This window comes from Formosa sp. A9 (genome assembly GCF_051200825.1).
GTDB lineage: Bacteria > Bacteroidota > Bacteroidia > Flavobacteriales > Flavobacteriaceae > Formosa.
The window spans coordinates 475,025-498,834 of sequence record NZ_CP195158.1 but is presented as its reverse complement, the minus strand read 5'-3'; the positions used below and the strand labels follow the sequence as shown (position 1 = coordinate 498,834).

The following is a 23,810-nucleotide window of genomic DNA, read 5'->3' as shown; positions in this document are numbered from 1 at the left end:
GACATCTATTGCGTTACAAGGTTTTCTTGTTCTAATTTTATTAAAGCTTGCTTATATTCCTCTGGTAAAACCTTGATAAACTGAGGCAAATATGTTTCCCATTGCTCTAAAATACGTTGTGCTAACGGACTTAAAGTGGCATTGTAATGATTCTCGATTAATTGTTTTAACTGAACAACATCTTCTTCTAACACTACAGGATCTAAATTTAAATCCTCTGCATTACAATTCTTTCTAAAAGATTGTTTCGCATCTAAAACATAAGCGATTCCGCCACTCATTCCAGCTCCAAAGTTACGACCTACATCTCCTAGAATTACAGCAACACCACCGGTCATATATTCACAACCGTGATCGCCAATACCTTCTACCACTGCCTTAGCACCTGAGTTTCTTACACAAAAACGCTCACCTGCCTTACCGTTAATATATACTTCACCAGAAGTTGCTCCGTACAAGGTCACGTTTCCTGTAATTACATTATCTTCAGGAACAATGGTTGCCGTTTCTGGCACTTTAATAACCAATTTCGCACCCGATAATCCTTTTCCAAGATAATCGTTTGTATTACCATTCACAATCATGGTTAAACCTCGTGTTGCGAATGCACCAAAACTTTGCCCTGCAGATCCAGTGAAATTCAGATTAAGTGTATTTTCCGGCAATCCTTGAGCACCATAAATTTTTGAAATTTCGTTACTCAAAATAGCACCCACTGCACGATCGATGTTTGTGATTTTAAAATCTAAATAGGTCTTTTCTTTACGGAATAACGCTGGATGGGCTTTATTAATAATTTCGAAATCTAAATGCGTTTCTAAATTATGATCTTGAGTTTCGGTATTGTACAATTTAACATTCTGTCCAACTTCTACTTGATGTAAAATAGGTGTTAAATCGATGCCCGAAGCTTTATAATGCTCTATAGCTTTATTACGATTTAATTTTTGCACCTGCCCAACCATTTCGTTTATTGTTCTAAATCCGAGTTTAGCCATAATTTCACGAAGTTCCTGAGCCACGAAATACATATAATTAACCACGTGCTCTGGCTTACCTTCGAATTTCTTACGCAATTCTGGATTTTGAGTCGCAATACCTACCGGACAAGTATTTAGATGACAAACACGCATCATAATACAACCCGAAGCCACTAACGGCGCTGTTGCAAAACCAAATTCCTCGGCTCCTAACAAACATGCTATCGCTACATCACGTCCTGTTTTTAATTGTCCGTCGCACTCCAATACAATACGATTTCTTAAATCGTTCATTACCAAAGTTTGCTGTGCTTCGGCAATTCCTAGCTCCCATGGTAAACCTGCGTGTTTTAACGATGTTAAAGGCGATGCCCCTGTACCACCATCGTAACCAGAGATTAATACCACATCGGCTTTAGCTTTAGAAACACCAGCCGCAACTGTACCTACACCAACTTCGGAAACCAATTTCACATTAATTCTAGCTTCGCGGTTAGCCGATTTTAAATCGTAAATTAACTGCGATAAATCTTCAATAGAATAAATATCGTGATGTGGTGGTGGCGAAATCAGCCCTACATAAGGCGTAGAATTTCTCGTTTTAGCAATGGAAGGATTCACTTTTGGACCAGGTAACTGACCACCTTCTCCAGGCTTAGCGCCTTGCGCCATTTTTATTTGAATTTCCTGAGCACTTGTTAAGTAGTTTGAAGTCACCCCAAAACGTCCCGAAGCCACCTGCTTAATTGCACTGTTTTTCCAATCGCCATCCGATGCTTTATAGAATCGCTCTTGGTCTTCACCACCTTCTCCTGAGTTACTTTTACCACCTATACGGTTCATCGCAATAGCTAAATTCTCGTGCGCTTCTTTACTAATAGACCCATAAGACATGGCTCCCGTTTTAAAACGCTTCACTATTTCGGTCCATGGCTCAACCTCCTCTATAGAAATTGGATCGTAATTTGTAAACTCGAACAACCCTCTAATAGTCATTAAATCTTTAGCTTGGTTATTTACAAGTTCGGCATACTCTTTATAGGTTGTTTTATTGTTAGAACGCACTGATTCTTGAAGCTTTGCAATGGTAAGCGGATTAAATAAATGCTTCTCGCCATCGCGTCTCCAACGGTACTGCCCTCCTATCTCTAAATCTAAATCTGCATCAATTTCTTGATCTTGATACGCTCTTTCGTGGCGCTTAGAGATTTCTTGTTCGATTTCATTTAAACCGATACCTTGAATTCTCGTAGGTGTTAATGGGAAATACTTTTCTACTACTTTAGAGTTAATCCCGATACATTCGAACAACTGAGACCCTCTGTATGAGTTAAGCGTAGAAATACCAATCTTATTCATTACTTTTAAGATTCCTTTCCCAACAGCTTTGTTATAATTTTTAACTGCTTCTTCAAAATCTACACCAGTTACATCCTGAGCCTGCAATTGCTGTTCTATAATTTCATTAACCATATACGGGTTAATGGCGCTCGCACCATAACCAAATAACAATGCAAAATGATGCACTTCTCTCGGTTCTGCAGACTCTATAATAAGACTTATTTTAGAGCGTTTATTTTGCTTGTACAAGCCATGATTTACATAAGAACACGCTAACAATGCTGGTATTGGCGCTTTATCTTTACTTACATTTCTGTCTGAAAGAATAATAATATTTGTACCTCCATCTATAGCTTTCGAGGCCGTATCTACTATTTCTTCTAATCGTTTTTCTAGTCCGTTAACGCCTTTTACAACGTCGTACAACATAGAAATAGAAGTTACTTGATAATCTGGACTCTTATCGTGGTGCTTTATTTTATCTAAATCCTGCTTGGAAATTACTGGATTTTGAATTTTAAGTTTTCTACAATGTTCCTCACTAATCTTAAAAATATTAGTATCGGCACCTAATGTTAAACTAATATCTGTAATTAATTCTTCACGAATACCATCTAACGGCGGGTTGGTTACCTGAGCAAATAATTGTTTAAAATAGTTATAGATTAACTGAGGACGATCGGATAGCACTGCTATTGGGGTATCGCTTCCCATACTACCAATAGGCTCTTTTCCGCCCTGAGCCATTGGCTGAATAATTGTATTTACATCTTCTTGCGTGTAACCAAACACATTTTGTCTTACTACTAAATCTTCTTCTTCATGTACAATAGGATCGCTTCCGTAAGGAATATCTCTTAAATGAATTAAGTTATTGTTTAACCATTCTCTATACGGGTGCTTAGATGCGATTTGTTCTTTAATTTCTTCATCGTTTACAATACGGCCTTCATCCATATTCACCAAGAACATTTTACCTGGCTCTAAACGACCATGAAACTTAACATTATTTGGCTCGATATCTACCACTCCAGTTTCTGAAGACATGATTACAAAATCGTCTTTTGTAACAGTATATCGTGACGGACGTAATCCGTTTCTATCTAATACAGCACCAATATAACTTCCATCGGTAAATGGAATAGAAGCTGGACCATCCCAAGGCTCCATTAAACACGAGTTGAATTCGTAGAACGCTTTTTTAGCATCAGACATTTCTGTGTTTTTCTCCCACGCTTCAGGCACCAACATCATCATAACCTCTGGCAACGAACGTCCTGTCATCAACAACAATTCAACCACCATATCCATAGAAGCAGAATCCGATTTCCCTCTTAAAATAGTTGGCACAACACGTTTAATATCGTCGCCAAACCAATCGCTCTCCATAATTTCTTCGCGAGAGTACATTCTAGACACATTTCCTCTTAAGGTATTAATCTCCCCGTTATGACACATGTAGCGGAAAGGCTGCGCCAAATCCCATGTCGGGAAGGTATTTGTTGAAAATCGCTGGTGTACTAAAGCCAGTTTAGCATCTAAGGCAGGGTTTAACAAATCTTGATAATATACATTTATATCTTCCGGCATTAACAAGCCTTTATAAATGATGGTTTTTGTAGACAAACTTGGAAAATAGAAAAACGAAGACTCCGATAATTTAGAATCGTAAACCGTGTGTTCTGCTATTTTTCTAGCAGCGAAAAGTTTCAAATTAAAGTCGAAATCTGTTTGGTCATCAGACCCCTTACCAATAAAAACCTGCTTAATATGCGGCTCGCTTACGGCTGCTATTTTCCCGATGCAAGAACTATTAATTGGCACATTTCTCCAACCTAATAATTTCAACCCTTGTTCCTTTACACAAGCTTCGAATGTTTTTATACAAAATTCTTGCTGATTTTTCTTTTTTGGCAAGAACATATTACTTACTGCATACTCGCCGCGGTTAGGCAAATCGAATTCGCAATACTTTACAAAAAAATCATGTGGTATATCTATAAGAATACCTGCACCGTCTCCTGTTTTTCCATCAGAACTTACCGCACCACGGTGTTCTAATTTCACCAAAATCTCTAATGCTTTATGAATAATTTCATTAGACCTACTTCCTGTCAAACTACAAATGAATCCTGCCCCACAATTATCGTGTTCAAATTCCGGCAAATACAACCCCTGTTTCTTCAACATAATCATTAAATTTTAGTTAATTTTTGCTATTAGCAAGCACTAATATAGTAGTATACTATATACTCTAATAATTGCCTTTAAATTTTTACGACATTATGAGTATAGTTAAACTTTTATTTTCTTTTTACAATTTTTTGGGGATGTAATTTACGAATTCATTATCGCTTTCAAACTAAGAAAATGCAATATTTTTTTAATTCCTCAAAACTCTTCTTAAAGCTTCTCGTTTTTTCCTGCATTAAATTCACAAAAATTAACAATTCTTACAATTTTTATTGAATTTCCATTCCATTAAAATCAAAATAGCACATAAAATTTTAAATACCCACATTTTTTTAGGGGTAAAAATGATTAAATCATAAAAATAAAACCACTACCCCTAATTTTTTAGGGGTGTAAAAACTTTTTATTTAGATTTGACCTGTCAATAACTAATCAAACCCATTCAATATGAAAAAATTATTACCATTTGCATTCTTTTTGGCTACGTTTAGCATTTTTGCTCAAGACACCATTGTTGAAAAAGTAGAAATTATAGACTTAAAGAAATTCTCCTTCAGCGGAAGTGTAGATGCCTATTATCGTGCAAATTTTAATGCCCCAAACAAAGCATTCGACGACGGAAGTTTTGCAGCCCCTGGTTCGTCTTTCGCAAACCTTCCTGGTTTTGCTCTTGGCATGGCTAACTTAATCGCTTCGTACGAAGGCGAAAAAGTAGGCTTTGTTGCAGATCTTGTATTTGGACCACGTGGTACAGATGCAACATTTGCCTCTCCAATGTACTCTATGACTGGAGACATCTTAAACCAACTTTACGTGTACTGGAATGTTAGCGATAAAGTAACATTAACCTTTGGTAACTTTAACACCTTCTTAGGCTACGAAGTTATCTCGCCAGTTGGTAACTTTAACTACAGTACATCTTACTTATTCTCTTATGGCCCATTTAGCCATACAGGCCTTAAAGCCGACTTTGCCCTATCTGAAGATTTCAGTTTAATGCTTGCCGTTATGAACCCAACCGACTTGACAGAGTTTAACCCTACAGGAAAATATGCCTTTGGTGCCCAACTTGGATACAAAGGACAATACCTAAACTTACTAACAGACGACGGTGCTTACGAAATTGATTTTACAGGAGGCTTTAACATTACCGATAGTTTTTACTTAGGTGTTAATGCAGCATTGTATGATGGCGACGGTACTGGTTTTGCTGGAGGTGCGATCTACCCACAGTTTTCTACATCAGACAATTTTACAATCGGTTTAAGAGCTGAATATTTTGTTGAAGATGGCGATTTTGGAGCTATAGGAACTGGTGTTGATGACTCTAGCGTATTTGCTGCAACTTTAACAGGAAGCTATAGCATTCAAAACTTAACTATTAAGCCAGAACTTAGATTAGACTCTGCATCTGACGACTCTTGGTACTTTATGGACTCAGACATGAATCCACAAAAAAGCTTAAGTTCTTTTGTACTAGCTGCTATTTACGCATTCTAAAAACTAAAAAATCCTAACAAAGCAATTCAACAATTTGCTTTATAAAAACTACTAACCCAAAAAAACTATTAATTATGTCAATACTTTTAAATGCTCCTTTATTAATTCAAGATGCGTCAGAAGTCGCTGCTGCGGTTAAAGACGATATGGGCATGCTTTGGATGCTACTGTCTGGTATACTTGTGTTTTTTATGCAGGCAGGCTTTTTCTTAGTTGAATCTGGAATGACAGATTCTAAAAACGCCGTAAACATTGCCATGAAAAACTTCCTGGATATCGCGGTTGGATCTTTAGCATTCTGGTTCATTGGATATTCGTTAATGTACGGAGCAGATCAAGCAGGCGGATTCTTCCACTGGGGCGGTTTTGTGTTCTCTCAAGGCGCTGCCGACTTATTCTTCCAAACTGTATTTGCTGCTACAGCCGCAACTATTGTATCTGGAGCAATTGCAGGACGCACAAAATATACGACGTACGCACTTTTCAGTATCATACTAACTGCATTTATTTACCCTATTGCAGGGGGCTGGGAATGGAATGGCGGATGGCTTAACAATACCGATGGTATCATGCCTGCCGAATTCATCGATTTCGCTGGATCTTCAATTGTTCACTCCTTAGGGGGTTGGGCTGCTCTTGTAGCTGCTTGGATGGTTGGTCCTAGAATTGGTAAATTCTTAAACGGTAAACCTGTAGAAATGCACGGACACAACCAAATGTACGCTACTTTAGGAGTTTTCATTCTTTGGTTAGGATGGTTTGGATTTAACGGAGGTTCTCAATTAGCTTGGGGAGGCGACGACTCTGCCGCTGCATCACAAGTGGTATTGGTTACAAACTTAGCTGCATCAGCTGGTGCTTTAAGTGCCTTATTATTCACATGGATTAAAAACGGAAAACCAAATTTAGGCATGACACTTAACGGTGCTCTTGCTGGTTTAGTTAGTATTACCGCTGGTTGTGGCAACATGACAGAAGGTGGTGCCGTATTAGCTGGACTTATAGGAGGCATCTTAGTTGTATTCTCTATCGGATTCATTGAAAAAACCTTAAAAATAGACGACGCAGTAGGTGCTATTTCTGTACACGGTGTTGTTGGCGCCTGGGGAACCTTAGTAATTGGTCTTTGGGGCGTAGACGGCGACACTGGTATTGGTTTATTTAACGGTGGTGGCGTAGCTCAATTAGCTGCACAAGCCATAGGCGTTATAGCTTATGCTGTTTGGGCCATTGTTTTAACTTATGTATCATTACTTATTCTAAAAGCTACTTGTGGCGGATTAAGAGTTACAGAAGAAGAAGAAATTGCCGGTTTAGACATCTCAGAACACGGTTCTATTGCCTACCCAGGTAAACGTAAAAGAGAATTGGAATAACATACTTTACTCATAATATGTTACGAAAAAGATGCCTTTTTAATTAAAGGCATCTTTTTAACGTTAAAAAAAATCTTAAAATTTTTATTACTTTCAACACATTAAATCATAAACATATGAAATCATGAAAAAAATTGAAGCAATCATTAGAAAGTCTAAATTCTCGGAAGTTAAAACTGCACTTCACGACGTTGGCGTAAACTTTTTCTCGTATTGGGATGTTACAGGTCTTGGTAACGAACAGGAAGGACACGTTTACAGAGGCATCAGTTACAGCACAAGCGACATTCAAAGACGCTACTTATCTATAGTAGTTAACGATCATTTTGAAGACATTACCGTTAAAACCATTATCCAAGCAGCAAGAACCGGCGATGTTGGTGACGGAAAAATATTTGTTTCCGATGTTTCCGAATGTTATCGCATTAGAACCGGAGAAAAAGGAGGCGACTCTTTAAAATAAAAAAACACAAACTAAATTAATTTGAAACTACTTTTATAAAAACTATGGAATTATTAACAACAAATAATGTATGGATGATGATTTGTACAGCCCTGGTATTTTTTATGCACTTAGGGTTTGCATTTCTTGAAATTGGTCTAACTCGACAAAAAAACACTCTTAATATTTTATTTAAAAATATCTTTATCATAACCATTGGCTTACTACTTTACTGCTTAGTAGGCTTTAACCTAATGTACCCAGGAGAATTTAACGGCTTTTTAGGATTTGCCGGATTCGGACTAGATGCACCACTAACAGCCGAAGGCACTTTAGATTTAGCTTACAATGAAGGCTATACCTACTGGACCGACTTTTTATTCCAAGGCATGTTTGCTGCTACTGCCGCAACCATTGTATCTGGAGCTGTTGCCGAACGTATTAAAATTGTTCCGTTCATGATTTTTACCTTAATATATGTAGGCTTAGTTTATCCTATCGCCGGATCTTGGAAATGGGGCGGCGGATTTTTAGACGAAATGGGATTTCATGATTTCGCAGGTTCTACCCTTGTACACTCTGTAGGCGGTTGGGCTGCTGTTGTAGCCGTTTGTCTTTTAGGAGCCAGAATAGGTAAATTTAAGGATGGAAAACCACAAGCCATACCAGGACACAACATTCCGTTGGCTACCGCAGGAGTTTTAATTCTTTGGTTAGGCTGGTTCGGATTTAACGGAGGTTCTGTACTATCGGCCGACCCTGCGTCTACATCGCTTGTTCTTGTAACTACATGTTTAGCTGCCGCAGCAGGAGGTGTTGTTGCCATGCTAACCTCTACCGCTATGTACAAAAATTTAGACCTTACCATGTTTTTAAATGGTATTCTTGGCGGCTTGGTTGGTATTACAGCAGGAGCTGATGTAGTAACTCCAACAAGTGCTATTATAATAGGAGCCATAGCTGGACTTTTAATTGTTTTAGCGGTAAGCTTTGTCGATAATACTTTAAAATTAGACGATCCTGTAGGAGCCATAGCCGTACATTTAGTTTGCGGTATCTGGGGTACCTTAGCTGTTGGTATTTTTTCAACCAATCCAGAGCACAGCTTTATCACCCAATTAATTGGTGTGCTTTGTTATGCTGGCATTTGTATTATCTCTTCATTCATAATCATCTTCATCTTAAAGAAAACAGTAGGAATACGCGTTTCGGAACGCGAAGAACTAGAGGGTTTAGATGCTCACGAACACGGTATGGATGCTTACCCAGATTTCAGATTGAACGAACATTAATACAACATTGTTCAACACATATACACAAAACGCCTTCACTAATAATCAGAAGGCGTTTTTTTATTTTAAGGTTTACTTGCAGAGGCTTTTGTAGTTACAATATTATATGTACTTTTGCCCGAACAATTTAGAGGAAAGATTTGACTGATTGCAACCTCAATAAAAAATGCTAAAGGACAGTGCATACTTCCTGAGACGTTTTCGTCAAATCCACCTCCATATTTAATTTATTTATACATATTATTATGGCGTATTTATTTACCTCAGAAAGCGTGTCTGAAGGACACCCAGACAAAGTTGCTGATCAAATTAGCGACGCTTTAATAGATAATTTCCTAGCTTTCGATCCTGAATCTAAAGTCGCTTGCGAAACCTTAGTAACTACCGGACAGGTGGTACTTGCAGGCGAAGTTAAGTCTAAAACCTATTTAGATGTACAACAAATAGCCAGAGAAACCATCAATAAAATAGGGTACACTAAAGGCGAATATATGTTCGATGGCAATTCTTGCGGTGTTATCTCTGCCATTCACGAGCAATCAGACGATATTAATCGTGGTGTAGATAGAGCTACAAAAGAAGAGCAAGGCGCAGGAGACCAAGGAATGATGTTTGGTTACGCTACCAGCGAAACCGAGAACTACATGCCCCTAGCCTTAGACCTTTCGCATTTAATCCTTAAGGAACTTGCTGCTTTACGACGCGAAAATAAAGATATCACCTACTTACGCCCAGACTCTAAAAGTCAGGTGACTATAGAGTATAGCGATGACAACATACCACAGCGCATAGACGCCATTGTAATTTCTACCCAACACGACGATTTTGGTACAGACGACGTTATGCTGGCTAAAATTCGCGAGGATATTATTAAAATTTTAATTCCGCGTGTTATCGCAAAATTACCAGAACATCTACAAGCCCTTTTTAACGACAATATTAAATACCATATTAACCCAACAGGAAAATTCGTAATCGGCGGACCACATGGCGATACCGGTTTAACAGGTAGAAAAATTATTGTAGATACCTACGGCGGAAAAGGTGCACATGGTGGCGGTGCTTTTTCTGGGAAAGACCCGAGTAAGGTAGACCGCAGTGCTGCCTACGCCACAAGACATATTGCGAAAAACTTAGTTGCCGCTGGCGTTTGCGAAGAAGTTCTAGTACAAGTTTCTTATGCTATTGGCGTAGTAGAGCCTATGGGTATTTATATTAACACTTACGGCACATGCCCTTTTAATATGACTGATGGCGAAATTGCTAAAAAAGTTACCGAAATATTCGATATGCGCCCTGCCGCTATAGAAGATCGCCTAAAACTTCGTCAGCCTATGTATAGCGAAACGGCAGCTTACGGCCATATGGGTAGAGCTAGCGAAACAGTAACCAAAACTTTTTCGCAACCTAACGGCGAGCCTATCACCTTAGACGTAGAACTGTTTACTTGGGAAAAACTAGACTATGTAGACCTAGTAAAAGCGGCTTTTGGACTATAATTTGATTTTTGAATTAAGACCCGACAGCTAAAGATTAGAAGTCAAATACTTTATATAAAATGCCCTTTCCGTTATAACACCGAAAGGGCTTTCTGCTTTATAAAATTAGTTTTTCACTTGTTAGCTGCTTAATTCAGTTCCTACTCCCTAAAACACTTACTAATAGAAGTACAAATGCCTCGGCAGAATCATTTAATGCTAAAATTAAAGCCTTTAGAATGCAACTTAGAGGTGTTAGAAATAAAGAGTTCTTTCGGATCAATCTCAAAAGTTGTGTTTAAATTGAATTTATAGTTAGATCTTTGTTTTAAAAACCGATTGTATTGGATCCATATATTAACCTACTAAAAGTATTCTTACCAGAACCATTAATTACGCATTTTGATATTGCTAAGCATGAAATAAACAAAGACATTCTTCATCTTTATTTTGAAGAAAAGCATGATATCCCAAAAGAGTTTTCCTCTGAGATAATTATTTCACACGGCTTTCATAAAGCAATAACGGTCCAGGATTTTCCTGTTCGTGGTAAAAACGTGTATCTACACATTAAACGTCGTTGATGGCTAGACAAAACTACCGGACAGGCCGTGCATAGAAATTGGGATTTAGTAGCACAGGGAACTCGCATGACTGTAGAGTTCGCTGCTTTTTTAAAAGCACTTAATAACTACTAAGGCTAACGATTGTCATGCCATTGGTAAGTTCTATGGGGTTAATGGCAAGAAGTTACAACGACAATATCGAGATTATCTAAGTGAATTTAGAGCGTGGAAAGATAAGCCCCATGCTAAAGAATGACTCATCTTTCCCCAGAACATGGGCAAACACCTATCTATTGACGAAACCGCTCTATCCAAAGGTGAACTCTACACGATTATTACCAATAAAAAAGCTAAAGGTAAAAAAGGGGCCATTGTAGCCATACTTGCTGGAACCAAAGCTGAACCCATTATAGAACAACTGCTTAAAATACCAAAAACGCTTAGAGATAAGGTAAAAGAGATTACTTTGGATATGGCACATACAATGAAAATGATTGTCAAAAAATGCTTCCCTAAAGCGATACAGGTCACAGACCGTTTCCATGTACAAAAACTAGCTCTGGAAGCTCTACAGGATATTAGAATCAAACATCGGTGGGAAGCTATAGACCTAGAAAACGAACAAATTAAACAGGCTAAGGGTACTCAAAAAGAATTCTCCTCTAAAACCTTTTCTAATGGAGATACCAGAAAACAGCTCCTGGCCAGAAGCAGATATCTACTCTATAAAGCACCAAACGATTGGACACAAAATCAATACATACGATCCAAAATCCTCTTTGAACAATACCCGGATATCAAAAAAGCCTATGATTTAGTACAAGGATTAAGAAACATATTCAATACTGCTACCTCCATACAAACGGCCTACTCCAAGTTAGCGCACTGGTATAGGCATGTAGAACAAACAGGATTTAAAGCCTTCAACACCATAGCTAATACGATAACTATTAACTATAGATCCATTTTGAATTATTTTATCAATAGAAGGCAGAGGCATTTAATGCCAAAATAAAAGCTTTTAGAGCCCAGTTTAGAGGTGTTAAAAATGTAGAATTCTTCCTTTTTAGATTAACTCAAATTTATGCTTAAACACAACAATTAAGCATGATCCCCAATAATCCTGACCCCATTGAAAATGGCATAAAACAAAAAAGCATCCCAATTTTCAAAGTTTGAAAAAAGGAAAGCCTTTCATTGGTTTAACAACTTAAACCGTAGATAAACACAAGGTTTATCTAAACAACACAACTAAAATTATGTGCAAAAAAAAGCTCCAAGTTTTTGGAGCTTTTTGCAATTTTGCGGTCTGGACGGGATTACAAATATGTTTATACTTTCCAGAATCTATGCTGTTTACGAGGGTCTCCAATTTTTAAGTTACCTAATTGTGTACCTTTAAATTAATTTTTTTACTATTTTAAAAATACAATTCTAAATTTACAACTATTACTATTGACAACAAAAGCTTTTTATAACTTTAAAACCTATTTTATTAAAGCAGGTTCTTTTTATAAGAAAAAGGAATATACCACTAACTAGCCGTATTTCCATATAAATGACTCTGGAAGCCAATAAATGATTCTCTAATAGATTTTATATCACCTAATTCTCTTTTAGCATCTGCTATAGAGTTGTATTTTAAGATTAATAACGGTGATAATTTAGAGTCATCCAATTCATTAACACCATCTTCCACATATTTATCCAGCACAAAGTTTAAAAACTCTTGTTGCTTAGAATTATAATCGTTCATTTGAACCTTAGCTCTACTGGCACGTTCTAATCTTGGAAGTAGTTCTGACTGATATGCTACATAACATAACACATCGTAAAGATCGCTATCCTCTCCATGTATCATGTTTCTAAGATCTTCCAATTGTGACTCGCTATAGCCCATTTCACTTAATTCTTCCAAAAGTTTTTTTCTTGTATTAGGTAAACTCCATATAGCTCTTAACTCTTCTTCACTTTTAAATAACGCTGGTAAGTCACCAAACAATTGTTCAATAAATTCTTCTTGCCCTATTTGTTTACCATCACTACCCCAAAAAGTTGTTTTTACTGTAGCATCAAGCTCTCTAACTTTGCCATCTGAAAGTTTAATTTGGATCATTGACGCTGGTTCTTGCTCACAAATACAAGGCGTATTATCGCATGTTTCACAGTGCTCTGGTTCTGGACGCTCACAAACACATGGTCTTTCGTTACATATGTTACAAGTTCTAGGCGTTCCATCTCCCTTTGTTTGTTCAGATGGTATTGGATCGCCATCCCATTCAGGGTCTTTGAAGTGTTTATGGGCTTCTACAAAATCATATACTGTAAAATAATCTTTGCCATCAAACAAACGCGTTCCTCTACCTACTATTTGCTTAAATTCTACCATAGAATTAACTGGACGAAGCAGTACAATATTTCTAATTTCTGGAGCATCTACACCTGTGCTTAATTTTTGTGATGTTGTAAGTATGGTAGGTATAATACGTTCGTTATCCTGAAAATACTTTAAAGCCTGTTCTCCCATAGCGCCATCTTCTGCGGTAACACGCTGACAATAATTTGTATTACGACTGTCACATTCCTGATTAATTAAATCTCTTACAGCAGCAGCATGTACCTGAGTAGCACAGAACACCAAAGTCTTATGATTTTGATTAATTTCAGTTAAAAACTTTTTAACACGAAAACGCTCTATGGCATCTATTATAATCTTTCTACCGTAATCTTTATAGGTAAATACATCGCCTTCTTCTGCTTCTCCACTAATTATGGTATCATCTGCTGTTACCGTATACTCGTCGTAATTGGTACGAATTTGTTTTACTCTAAAAGGTGTTAAAAAACCATCGTTAATACCATCTTTTAAGGCATAGGTATAAATAGGTTCTCCAAAATACTCATAAGTATCTCCGTTTACATCACGTTTTGGTGTTGCCGTTAACCCTAACTGTACTGCGGGAGAGAAGTATTCTAAAATGGCACGCCAGCTACTCTCATCGTTAGCTCCTCCTCTATGGCACTCGTCTATTATAATAAAATCGAAAAAGTCTTTAGGGTATTGTCCAAAATTAAAGGATGCACTATCATAAACTTGTTGTGGTTCGGCAGCATATTCTAGCTCGTCTTCCATGACCTCAACATCATGTTGACTAGTTGTCATAAACGTTTGGAATATGGTAAAAAAGATACTACCGTTTTTAGGTACTTTACCTGTTTTACGTATTTCATCTGGACTGATACGCTTTTTTATATTTTCATCTATCGTATCAAAATCATTAAAGGCATTAAAAGCCTGGTCTGCCAAAATATTTCTATCGGCTAAAAACAATATTCTAGGGCTTCTGGAAGCATCGCGTTTTAGGTTCCATTTAGAATGAAACAGCTTCCAACATAACTGAAATGCAGTGGCCGTTTTACCTGTTCCTGTAGCCATGGTAAGCAAAATTCTATTCTTTTTTTCTGCTATGGCATCTAAAGCCTTTTCTATGGCTTTACGTTGATAGTAACGCGGTAGGTACTGTCCTTTAAATAACGCATAGGGCACCTTTGCAAAACGTGCTTTCCATTGTGCAATTTCTACTTTATAGTCTTCTGTTGGTGTAGGATGGGTCATAGCCCAAAGCGCGTCTGGTGACGGAAATTTAGCAACATCGCCTTCTGTACCTTCTTGCATATCTACACCATAAATTTGAAGTCCATTTGTACAATAGGCAAATCGTGTATTTAGTTTATCGGCATAATCTTTAGCTTGCCCCAAACCCGTTGTGTAATACTTATCTCTAGCTTTAGCTTCTATTACAGCCAAACGTTTACCCTTATACTCTAATACATAATCGCAAGCCAAAGGTTGTTTTCTGCGGTTTACACCTCTAGAACTTTTACCTATAATGCGCCCTAGAGTAATAACCTCAACTTTAATTTTACTTTCTGGCACTACGCCCCAACCTGCTGCACGCAATGCAGGATCTATTAAATCTATTCTGGTTTGTGCTTCGTTCATTGTTTAAACTTACTTTTTATTAAATTTAAAAATGAAGAATTACGTAAATCAGCATCATTAACAACCGCATCAATATCCCAAATAAACACACCTATTGGCAATGTTATTTTTGGTTCTAAAGATATTGCCACATTAGTTTCTCTATAATACATTTTACCCGACGAATACAACTCTGTATATTCTCCAGCCAATTGCATTTCAACATCTTCATTAAATTCAATAACACCATAAAACCATATTCTCTGAATCTGATTATTATAATGTTTCATTAATTTCCTTGCCCTCTTTTCAAGTTGGGTAATTACCTTCATATTTTCCTCAAGTGAAATCCCGCGCTTTTTTAATTCAACAATAACAACATCAAAAGGTTTTTTATTATCAGGATTATTTGAAAAAATTAGCGCTATATCTGGTCTATTTTCATCAAATTCTACTTCATCTTCTGTAATTTCCTTTACAAGCTCACACATTTCTCTATCGCTCAAGATAGTTTCATAAGTCATATACTTATCATCAAGCAACCAAGCATTATTTCTATACAAATTATCAACAGCATCCTTCTTTTCAAACCTACCTTCTTTACGCATGGAAGCAAATAATTTATGTAATTCTGCTTCGCTATTGGCGTAAGTTGTCTTTTTGAGTTTTTCAATAGTCAATTGTCTAAATAAAATATACTCGGTTAGCACTTTTGATGAAAGCTCTAATGATTTTTGAAATTGTTCGTCATTTAAAGAAGATGCCTCTAAAATTTCTTTTTGTTCTTTAAAAAATTGATCTTGAGCTTTGTTTAAAATCTCATTTCTTGACACATAACCGATATTTTCAGTATCAAAATAACTACTTAAATGAGGATACTTATTAATTAAATTGTTACGAACATCCTTATTACGATTCTTAATTTTTGGAATTTCACTTTCAATTATAGAAACGACTTCTTTACGAAAAAGGGTTTGAATATCCTTTAATTCCTGAGGCGAAATTGTAAGGTTTTGTCTTGCTGCATCTATTTTTCCTTTAAAAAAGTCTGAATACAATAAAAAAACCATCTCGTAACCTATGGGTTGATTTTCCTTTGATATTAAGTCCACTTTTACCGTTCTATTATCCACAGTAATAGCAGCTATTAAAGATGAATCAATCGGTTCTACTTTTTTTATCGAATAATACAAATCGAATTTGTGTATTAAATCTAATCTACTATCTAACTCTAATTGTTTGAATTCTGGAATATCTGTATTTTCAATTTTAGATTTAGATTTCTTACCTTCAATGACTGATTCAATTTTTATCGAAATAGAATTACCTTGTTTTTTTATTTGAAAAAGACGAGCATAAAATTCCTCTAAAATTCGTTGTTTAATTTTTTTAGCTTGAACATAATCTCCTTTAGCTATTTTTTGGAGAGTATAGTTAGTCATTAAAAAGTTAGTTCCTGATGCCCTTTCTTCAACATTAGTTTTATCAAATTTACCCTCTTCAAAACCTTCAGAAAAATCAAATGTTCTTTTTTTAACTTTATCGTAATAGCTTGTAATTTTTACATCTTCGAAATAACATAAATAGACTAACCTACCCAGACCTTTGTGCGAACTTTCATCAACATCAAATAGTTTTGAGAACTTCTTGTATCGTTCATCAGTAAAACCATCCCCATTATCTGTAATTTCTACCTGCAATGTTTCTGGCTGGTTTAAAGCATTTACTGAAATTTTAATATTTATTTCAGTAGCATTTGCATCTATTGCATTAGCTATAGCTTCAAAATAAACCATCTCTAAAGATGAATTACCAAAAAACATTTTTACCGCTTGACTAAGTTTTACTTTCACACCTCAACCGCTTTATTAGTTAACTCCCCTGCAAACGCTTTTTGAAGTATGGATTTTTTGAGTTCATCTAATGATTCCAATTTTCTAACGTTTCCATTTATTAAATTTTGGGTAAAATCGTATACTTTACCATGAAGTTTTACAAATACTTGTTGCTCTTCTAATGTTGGGCAGGGTACTTTAATATTTTTTAAAATTTTCACACTTGGAACATTAGGTTGAGCAGCCCCACCAGCAGCCTTAAATATCAAATCTTGAAATATTTTACTTCTAATCCAAATTACAAGAAAATCATTTATAATATAATTTGGCTTTGTTGTAAGCTTAAGTAATGCTTGATTAATTATTCCAGATGGTGCATTTGGTGGTACTTCTGAAACCCTTCCAAGAGTAACCCCTGAACAACTCATAAGTAAATCACCTGACTTTACCTCAAACCTCTTCATTTCTTGAAATTTATCTTCGTTTATGAAGTACCTTAAGGCATCGTAATCATTGTGTATGGCTTGTTTCTGTTCATATACAGCATATCCTGATTCTACAAACATTGATTTTTTTAGGCTTCCTCCAAATGGCCCACGTGTAAAGTCACATATATTACCCCAATTAATTGCCTCCCAGTCAGCTTTTATAATTGTATTAAAAGTCCAATTCTGATAAAACTCTTTAGCGTTTTCAATATTTTTTTCAATATTGGCTTTGGCTTGGTCTATAGCTGTATAGGCTTGGTCTAAAATGGCGACGATTTGTTGTTGTTCTTCTAATGGTGGAATACATATTGGAAATTTCCTCAAATAACCTAAACCAACAAATTTTTGCGTAGACCCCTTTGCATCAAGAAGCATCTTATCTACCACATATGGTGATTCTAAATAATACTTTAAAAAATTACTGTTATTGTTACTTTTAACTTTAAAAAGAGCTATGTTCTTAATCGCATAATTAGGCTCTTCAAAGACAACCGTTGGATTACCAATTGTTCCAATCATTGCAAACAAAACATCTCCTACATTTACTTTACTTCTTTTGTTTATGTTGGAGTAATCCTCTTCAGAAATAAATTTTACCTTATCAAAATTAACAACCCCATCCTTCAAATTTTTAGAAGTAATTAATGGATAGCCCTCATCTATATACTTAGGAGAATCATGGGTTCCATCTCTAACGTCATACACTTCAGAAAGTGTTTTTAACTCCCAACCCTCTCTCATATCAACTCCTTAATAGATTTTAAAATAGCATTCGTTTGAACATCTAAAATTTCCATTTCCGCTAAAATCACTTCAGGGGTACGCAACGGTGCTTCTTCTGGGGTGTTTGGGTTTTTAACAGATAGGTCGCAGGTGGTTTCATCTATATCATTAACCTTAAGGTTCCAAGATTGTTCTGTTTCTGGTTTCGTTTTTTGTAACTCTACAAACGCTTCTAAATCTTTATCATTTAAAGGATTGGTTTTACCCATATTACGCCCTGGGTCTAACTGGTAGTACCAAATGTTTTTAGTAGGTTCTCCTTTATCAAAAAACAATACTACTGTCTTTACACCAGCACCTAAAAAAGTACCGCTTGGCATATCTAAAATGGTGTGTAGGTTACAGGTTTCTAAAATAAGTTTACGTAAGGCTACAGAGGCATTATCGGTATTACTTAGCACGGTATTTTTAATAACTACAGCTGCACGGCCTCCTGTTTTTAGACTCTTTAAAAAGTGCTGCATAAACAAGAATGCTGTTTCGCCTGTTTTAATGTCAAAATTCTGCTGTACTTCTTTGCGTTCTTTACCTCCAAATGGTGGATTAGCCAGAATAACATGGTAACGGTCTTTTTCCTGTATATCACTTAAGCTTTCGCCTAAAGTATTGGTATGTATAATGTTTGGGGCTTCTATACCATGTAAAATCATATTCATGATACCTATTACATAAGCCAGGTTCTTTTTTTCCTTGCCGTAAAAGGTATGCTCATGTAAGGTTTCAAAATTAGTAGTTGACCTATCCATACGGTTTTTCATGTACTCGTAAGCTTCACATAAAAAGCCACAAGAACCTGCTGCACCGTCATACACTGTTTCCCCCATTTTTGGATTAACCACTTTAATCATGGCTCTAATAAGCGGTCTGGGAGTGTAATATTGTCCGCCATTACGACCTGCATTGCCCATGTTTTTAATCTTGGTTTCGTACAGGTGGCTTAGCTCATGTTTGTCTTTAGAAGAACGAAACGGTAGGGCATCTGCATACTCTAAAATTTCACGCAAATTATACCCACTCTGGATTTTGTTTTTAAGTTCTGAAAAGATTTCACCAATCTTGTATTCTATAGTCTGCGGACTTTCAGCGGTTTGTTTAAATTTAGCCAAATACGGAAACAGCTCACCATCTACAAACTGTACTAAATCTGGCCCCGTCATGGCTACATGGTGGTCTACTTTACCATCTGCATCTTTAGGCATCGCCCAACTGCCCCAACGATATTTTTCATCTAAAATATACTGGTAGTCTTGTCCTTTTAACCCTGCTTCATCCGCCTTATCTTGTTCCAGCTCGTCTAAGTATCTTAAAAACATAACCCATGAGGTTTGCCCTATATAATCTAACTCGCTATCTGCTCCTGAATCTTTATACAGGAGATCATCTATATTTTTAAAAGTTTGCTCGAACATTCTTATATTTAATATTATGGTTCTAAAATAAAAAAAAGGCAGCTATTACACTGCCCTTTCTTGGGTTTTAATTTCTAAAAGAAACCACTAGACTCTTGAACTAAATTTTAATCTAAATGAAATAAATAAATTACTTGTTATACTTAGCCCTATTATTTGCCATAATTTCCGTTAAGCCAACAAATAAATTACCGTACCGACATTTCTTATCGCCTCTTAAAATAGCTTTGGCATTATCCATAATTTTACTAGCTTTCACATCAGAATAAAGTGCATAGTTATCATTTAATGATAAAATTAATTCTTTATCCTTATCAGACATTTTAAATTTTTGAAAATTCGGATTTAATTCCTGTGTTTTTGAAAAAATTCTATCCACATACTCAGCTTTTAATTCATTATCATAAACACCTTGAAATTCCTCTATAAGAGCCTCAAATTCAGACTCCCAATTTTCATCCAATTCCAATTCATCAATCACCCCAATCTTGGGGTTAGTAAAAACTTTATTTTTAGTACTCTTGTTATTAGTTGTAGTTACTTTTAACTTGTCTTGACCGTATAAATCTACCTCTCCTGAGAGTTGATTTTCATCTATCCTTGATTTTGCTAGAGTTTTAGAGTTTGTAGACTTACCTTTTCTTTTGGCTTCTGCCCAATCCTTATATGTTTGCTCATTCTTTTTTATATAGGCAATTATATTTTTCTCTTTCAAACTATACAAATTTGGCTTATTAAGTCCTTGTCGTTTTGTCTTAATTAATCCTCTTTCTTTTAAATCTTTCAACCTGCCCTTTAATACGCTTTCTTTATAACTTGTTTCGATTTCCAAATCTGAAAGACTTATGTAAAACCACAACTCACCATCATGCTTTTGCAACTTATTTTCCTTAGCCCAGTATTTATATTTATAAATTAATGTTGCTAATATATCTGCTGCCGCAGGATTTAAAATATGTCTTATTACTTTTGATGATTTTATAAATTCATACTCATTTTCTTTTAAATTACTCATAAAATTATAATAAATGCACATGGTGCAATTATTGTTAATGCATATAACCCCGATGCTTAAAAAAACACAAACGGTTAAATACAAATTGTAAAGGATTACTCAATCCTAAACAGCCCAAATAGGGACTTTAATTTTAATAAATTTGAAATACTCCGTTAGCTAAAGTCAGCTAACTTTTTACGGAGCTTATATTTCTGAAGATGAATGTACCTGCCCTCTCAACAATCACTTTGAGTTGACATTCTAATAGAAAGATTCTCTCTCTATAATAAGCCTTAATATGGTTTTTTATAATGGTGTTAATTACTGTTGATTAAAACTTATCGAACAGCAACATTAAAAATTATTCCAGAACACACCTTGCGACAAATTGTCATATTTCTAAAAATTAAAAAGACCTTAAATATAAAAAGGACTGACAAACGCCAGCCCTCTATATGACAATTGTTTCATTTTCAGTGGTTTTTTATTTAACGTGTAAAAACCGTCTCAAAAGCTTGGCTATCCAAAATACAGCATAAAACACCTAAACTTTAAACTAGAATATAAAAATGGCTATAATAGTATGCCTCCCCATTTATAATAAACACAGTTACCATACTTGTTGAAATTTTAACCAACTCCACATAATATATTTTACCCTTATAAAGATCCGCAATATCATGCTTGGCTTCCACCTTAAATGGACAGGTAAGCTCTATGATTTTATTCTTATCATTTACAACAAGAATTTTTTTAGGAGATGAATATTTTAATAATTCAGCCCAATTTTTTGAATTCATTATCTGTTCATATAAGCATTATTAATTATTCAAAAACCAATTAGGTCTCTTATTTTCTATCGATTTACATATATCTTTTGTAAACTCGAATGCACACAAACTACGTTCTAAATAATTGTCGATATAAGATGACTTGTTGGCCTCGGTTAAAAGATTGTAAAATCTCCATAAATCTATAGACCCATTAGGAGCTCTTTTAAAATTAGGGCAACCATAATAATCTTTCACCATTTTTGTTATTTGAGAATCGTTCATTGAAAATTTGAATATTCCGTCCTGTTCTGTTTTAGGCATGTTTTGAAACATTCTAATTTTACCAACTACATGTGCAAATTGTGATTCTGACAAAACATAATGTTCTAATTGTTGAAGCTCGTTTAAATGTTCTTTAACATTATATCCGTTGAATAATTGAGTTAAACATTCATCAATTTCTGAAATAGAGCTTATTTTAATATCGTTACAAAGTCCATCGGTACTTACACATAAATTGGTGCATACTCGATTGGTATACCCAATAAACACCTTAAACTTTTCTACATTTTTTTTACTGTATAAGTTTTCTTGGTTTAAACTTCTAACACCACCAATACTTAATGATAGCTTATTAGAACCTACTACACTGGTATTATCTGGTATATTAATTACAAAAGCACAACGTTCGTAATAAATAGTTTTTTCTTCCTCCAAAAGATCCTTTGCTGGTTTACCAATTGCACTTGGAACTCGACCTTTTATAACATGACTTACCCGTATATCTGGTTCATTAATTTTTAAACCAGGAAAGTTTAATTTAACTGCTTCACAAGTACTATTTATAAACTGATAATGACTAATTGTCGATTCATTATCCTTCGAAAACACTGGAATTATACAATCATTTTTTAAATGATTTAACGTTACTTTTTGCGTATTTGCCTCAAGAAACGGACTTCTGTTTTCTTTAATTACAGCGTTATCGTTTATAACCTGATTAACATTATTATTTAATACTAAATCCATATTATTTATTGTTTAAAATTTGATTAGAAGGAATAACATGAGCGCTTACATTTTCTATTTCAGATTTACGCTTAATAATATCTGCATGTAAAGACTCCTTGATTGAGATATATTTTTGATATAAGTGCCTTAGACCTTCAACAGTTTCACAACTTTCCACTTCTGTTCGAGCCTTAGAAATAAGGTCGTCTAACTCGCACCATGCTTTTAATTTTTTACCTGTGGCGGCATTGATTATAAACTCAGGCTTACCTGTAAACAAACCCGTTCTATCCTTACTGGAAATTGCCATATGCTTATCATTAATTAATTCAAAATTTACGGTAAGCTCGTATTCAAAACCATCACGCATAATTTGTTTAGTACCATGTTTTACTACCTTAGTTTTTCCGTTAGAACCAACATCCATAGAATAGTCTATCTTACGTCTGGTTGTTGTAATAACATGACAAGTTGACTTTAAAATAGCGTCTATAAACGATTGATGACGAGGTGTTACACGTGCCCAATCCTGAAAACGACCTCCAAGCCTTTCGTGTATTTGTAAACAACCTCCTGTACCTACCCATTCTTTGGATACACTATCGATTATCACCACCTCCATCCCTGCATTTTCACAGGCATTTAAGGCTTCCATATAACGTTCTGGACTATACGGCTCCTGAAGTTGCAATACATTAAAACCGCCCAGATTAGCGTACAAATTTGCACTGTTATTCTCTGTATCTATAATAGCCACTTTACTCCAATCGTTGGTAATACCAAAGGCTAACAATAACGCCGAATAAGTTTTTCCGAAACCGCTGGCACCACTAAAACCTATCCTTAGTTTTACTTGCTCTCTTTTTGCTACTTTTAATTTCATTTGTTTTGATTTTTAAGATATTAAACTTGACTTTTAGGCATAAAAAAAGAGCTCCGTATTTGAAGCTCTTCCTAATATGCGTTTTACTATTTTAGTTAATTTATTAATCCGTTTTCTTGAATGACATGATTATTCAATACTTCCAGACTTTCGTCTATATACTCCCAACGATGACTTAGCTCGATTTCCTCTCCCGTAGCCTCCACAACGTATTTGTAAGGCTCGCAAGCCACCTTTTTAATCTGACCGTCGAAGGTTGTTCCGATAACACTTTTACAGGTCGATTCATCAAAAGTTGTTGGCACTGTAGCTGTACGTGTTGTAAAATACAATCTACCTGTTTTAGTACTTTTTACAGGCTCTACACCACCTTCAACAACAAGCAGAAAGAACTGTTCTCCGCTTTTATTTTTAACTGCTTTGTAATTTTTAATTGTAACCATCTTTTAAAATTTTTAATTATACAAAAAGGACGGGGGGA

Annotated in this window: 18 protein-coding genes; 8 read left to right on the top strand and 10 right to left on the bottom strand. The window is 35.5% G+C overall.

What is annotated here, in order from left to right:
- Positions 1-5: 5 nt before the first annotated feature.
- Entirely contained in the window at positions 6-4,511 is a 4,506-nt protein-coding gene (gltB, locus tag ACR9EA_RS02060) for a glutamate synthase large subunit (RefSeq protein WP_435136808.1), read from the bottom strand.
- 450 nt (positions 4,512-4,961) lie between these two features.
- Here gltB and ACR9EA_RS02055 point away from each other — a divergent pair, with 450 nt between their 5' ends.
- The 8 genes from ACR9EA_RS02055 (at position 4,962) to ACR9EA_RS02020 (ending at position 12,183) form a co-directional block, all read left to right on the top strand.
- The gene (locus tag ACR9EA_RS02055; protein WP_435136805.1) at positions 4,962-6,014 is read left to right on the top strand and encodes a porin; all 1,053 of its coding nucleotides are present in this window, start codon (positions 4,962-4,964) and stop codon (positions 6,012-6,014) included.
- A gap of 74 nt (positions 6,015-6,088) precedes the next feature.
- Entirely contained in the window at positions 6,089-7,390 is a 1,302-nt protein-coding gene (locus ACR9EA_RS02050; protein WP_435136802.1) for an ammonium transporter, read from the top strand.
- A gap of 124 nt (positions 7,391-7,514) precedes the next feature.
- Complete coding sequence (locus tag ACR9EA_RS02045) at positions 7,515-7,853, top strand: P-II family nitrogen regulator (RefSeq protein ID WP_435136800.1); 339 nt, start codon at positions 7,515-7,517, stop codon at positions 7,851-7,853.
- Between the two features lie 44 nt (positions 7,854-7,897).
- Positions 7,898-9,124 (top strand): ammonium transporter, encoded by a 1,227-nt coding sequence (locus tag ACR9EA_RS02040; protein ID WP_435136797.1) that lies wholly within the window; start codon positions 7,898-7,900, stop codon positions 9,122-9,124.
- A gap of 245 nt (positions 9,125-9,369) precedes the next feature.
- Positions 9,370-10,623, top strand: a complete 1,254-nt coding sequence (metK, locus tag ACR9EA_RS02035; protein ID WP_435136794.1) for a methionine adenosyltransferase — start codon at positions 9,370-9,372, stop codon at positions 10,621-10,623.
- A gap of 92 nt (positions 10,624-10,715) precedes the next feature.
- Positions 10,716-10,904: a transposase gene (locus ACR9EA_RS02030; protein ID WP_435139937.1), complete on the top strand. Its 189-nt coding sequence runs from the start codon at positions 10,716-10,718 to the stop codon at positions 10,902-10,904.
- Between the two features lie 42 nt (positions 10,905-10,946).
- Positions 10,947-11,186, top strand: a complete 240-nt coding sequence (locus tag ACR9EA_RS02025; protein ID WP_435136791.1) for an ISAon1 family transposase N-terminal region protein — start codon at positions 10,947-10,949, stop codon at positions 11,184-11,186.
- 256 nt (positions 11,187-11,442) lie between these two features.
- Positions 11,443-12,183 carry an ISAon1 family transposase gene (locus tag ACR9EA_RS02020; RefSeq protein WP_435136788.1) on the top strand — a complete coding sequence of 247 codons (741 nt, stop codon included), beginning with the start codon at positions 11,443-11,445 and terminating at the stop codon, positions 12,181-12,183.
- Positions 12,184-12,702: 519 nt separating this feature from the next.
- Here ACR9EA_RS02020 and hsdR read toward each other — a convergent pair.
- The 9 genes from hsdR to ACR9EA_RS01975 all read right to left on the bottom strand — a co-directional run bounded on the left by hsdR (position 12,703) and on the right by ACR9EA_RS01975 (position 23,772).
- A complete protein-coding gene (gene hsdR, locus ACR9EA_RS02015; RefSeq protein WP_435136785.1) occupies positions 12,703-15,171 on the bottom strand; it encodes an EcoAI/FtnUII family type I restriction enzme subunit R in 2,469 nt (822 codons plus the stop codon).
- Positions 15,168-17,003, bottom strand: coding sequence for an ATP-binding protein (locus ACR9EA_RS02010; protein ID WP_435136782.1), 1,836 nt, complete (start codon positions 17,001-17,003; stop codon positions 15,168-15,170). Before ACR9EA_RS02010 ends, hsdR begins: the two co-directional genes overlap by 4 nt.
- A complete protein-coding gene (locus ACR9EA_RS02005) occupies positions 17,000-18,214 on the bottom strand; it encodes a restriction endonuclease subunit S (RefSeq protein ID WP_435136779.1) in 1,215 nt (404 codons plus the stop codon). Before ACR9EA_RS02005 ends, ACR9EA_RS02010 begins: the two co-directional genes overlap by 4 nt.
- Positions 18,211-19,665 carry an N-6 DNA methylase gene (locus ACR9EA_RS02000; RefSeq protein WP_435136776.1) on the bottom strand — a complete coding sequence of 485 codons (1,455 nt, stop codon included), beginning with the start codon at positions 19,663-19,665 and terminating at the stop codon, positions 18,211-18,213. Before ACR9EA_RS02000 ends, ACR9EA_RS02005 begins: the two co-directional genes overlap by 4 nt.
- Before the next feature lie 130 nt (positions 19,666-19,795).
- Positions 19,796-20,680, bottom strand: coding sequence for a hypothetical protein (locus ACR9EA_RS01995; RefSeq protein ID WP_435136773.1), 885 nt, complete (start codon positions 20,678-20,680; stop codon positions 19,796-19,798).
- A gap of 533 nt (positions 20,681-21,213) precedes the next feature.
- Positions 21,214-21,462, bottom strand: a complete 249-nt coding sequence (locus tag ACR9EA_RS01990; protein WP_435136771.1) for a hypothetical protein — start codon at positions 21,460-21,462, stop codon at positions 21,214-21,216.
- Positions 21,463-21,483: 21 nt separating this feature from the next.
- Positions 21,484-22,464, bottom strand: coding sequence for a DUF3871 family protein (locus tag ACR9EA_RS01985; RefSeq protein WP_435136769.1), 981 nt, complete (start codon positions 22,462-22,464; stop codon positions 21,484-21,486).
- Position 22,465: 1 nt separating this feature from the next.
- Positions 22,466-23,329 carry an AAA family ATPase gene (locus ACR9EA_RS01980; protein ID WP_435136766.1) on the bottom strand — a complete coding sequence of 288 codons (864 nt, stop codon included), beginning with the start codon at positions 23,327-23,329 and terminating at the stop codon, positions 22,466-22,468.
- Positions 23,330-23,424: 95 nt separating this feature from the next.
- The gene (locus ACR9EA_RS01975; protein ID WP_435136763.1) at positions 23,425-23,772 is read right to left on the bottom strand and encodes a hypothetical protein; all 348 of its coding nucleotides are present in this window, start codon (positions 23,770-23,772) and stop codon (positions 23,425-23,427) included.
- Positions 23,773-23,810: the final 38 nt, after the last annotated feature.

Excerpts from the sequence above, each read along its gene's own strand:
- ACR9EA_RS02020 (WP_435136788.1), top strand. The coding sequence starts at position 11,443 with ATGGGCAAACACCTATCTATTGACGAAACCGCTCTATCCAAAGGTGAA.
- ACR9EA_RS01985 (WP_435136769.1), bottom strand. The coding sequence starts at position 22,464 with ATGGATTTAGTATTAAATAATAATGTTAATCAGGTTATAAACGATAAC.
- ACR9EA_RS02045 (WP_435136800.1), top strand. The coding sequence starts at position 7,515 with ATGAAAAAAATTGAAGCAATCATTAGAAAGTCTAAATTCTCGGAAGTT.
- ACR9EA_RS02050 (WP_435136802.1), top strand. The coding sequence starts at position 6,089 with ATGTCAATACTTTTAAATGCTCCTTTATTAATTCAAGATGCGTCAGAA.
- ACR9EA_RS01975 (WP_435136763.1), bottom strand. The coding sequence starts at position 23,772 with ATGGTTACAATTAAAAATTACAAAGCAGTTAAAAATAAAAGCGGAGAA.
- ACR9EA_RS01980 (WP_435136766.1), bottom strand. The coding sequence starts at position 23,329 with ATGAAATTAAAAGTAGCAAAAAGAGAGCAAGTAAAACTAAGGATAGGT.
- gltB (WP_435136808.1), bottom strand. The coding sequence starts at position 4,511 with ATGTTGAAGAAACAGGGGTTGTATTTGCCGGAATTTGAACACGATAAT.
- ACR9EA_RS02040 (WP_435136797.1), top strand. The coding sequence starts at position 7,898 with ATGGAATTATTAACAACAAATAATGTATGGATGATGATTTGTACAGCC.
- ACR9EA_RS01995 (WP_435136773.1), bottom strand. The coding sequence starts at position 20,680 with ATGAGTAATTTAAAAGAAAATGAGTATGAATTTATAAAATCATCAAAA.
- ACR9EA_RS02055 (WP_435136805.1), top strand. The coding sequence starts at position 4,962 with ATGAAAAAATTATTACCATTTGCATTCTTTTTGGCTACGTTTAGCATT.
- hsdR (WP_435136785.1), bottom strand. The coding sequence starts at position 15,171 with ATGAACGAAGCACAAACCAGAATAGATTTAATAGATCCTGCATTGCGT.
- metK (WP_435136794.1), top strand. The coding sequence starts at position 9,370 with ATGGCGTATTTATTTACCTCAGAAAGCGTGTCTGAAGGACACCCAGAC.
- ACR9EA_RS01990 (WP_435136771.1), bottom strand. The coding sequence starts at position 21,462 with ATGAATTCAAAAAATTGGGCTGAATTATTAAAATATTCATCTCCTAAA.
- ACR9EA_RS02000 (WP_435136776.1), bottom strand. The coding sequence starts at position 19,665 with ATGTTCGAGCAAACTTTTAAAAATATAGATGATCTCCTGTATAAAGAT.
- ACR9EA_RS02005 (WP_435136779.1), bottom strand. The coding sequence starts at position 18,214 with ATGAGAGAGGGTTGGGAGTTAAAAACACTTTCTGAAGTGTATGACGTT.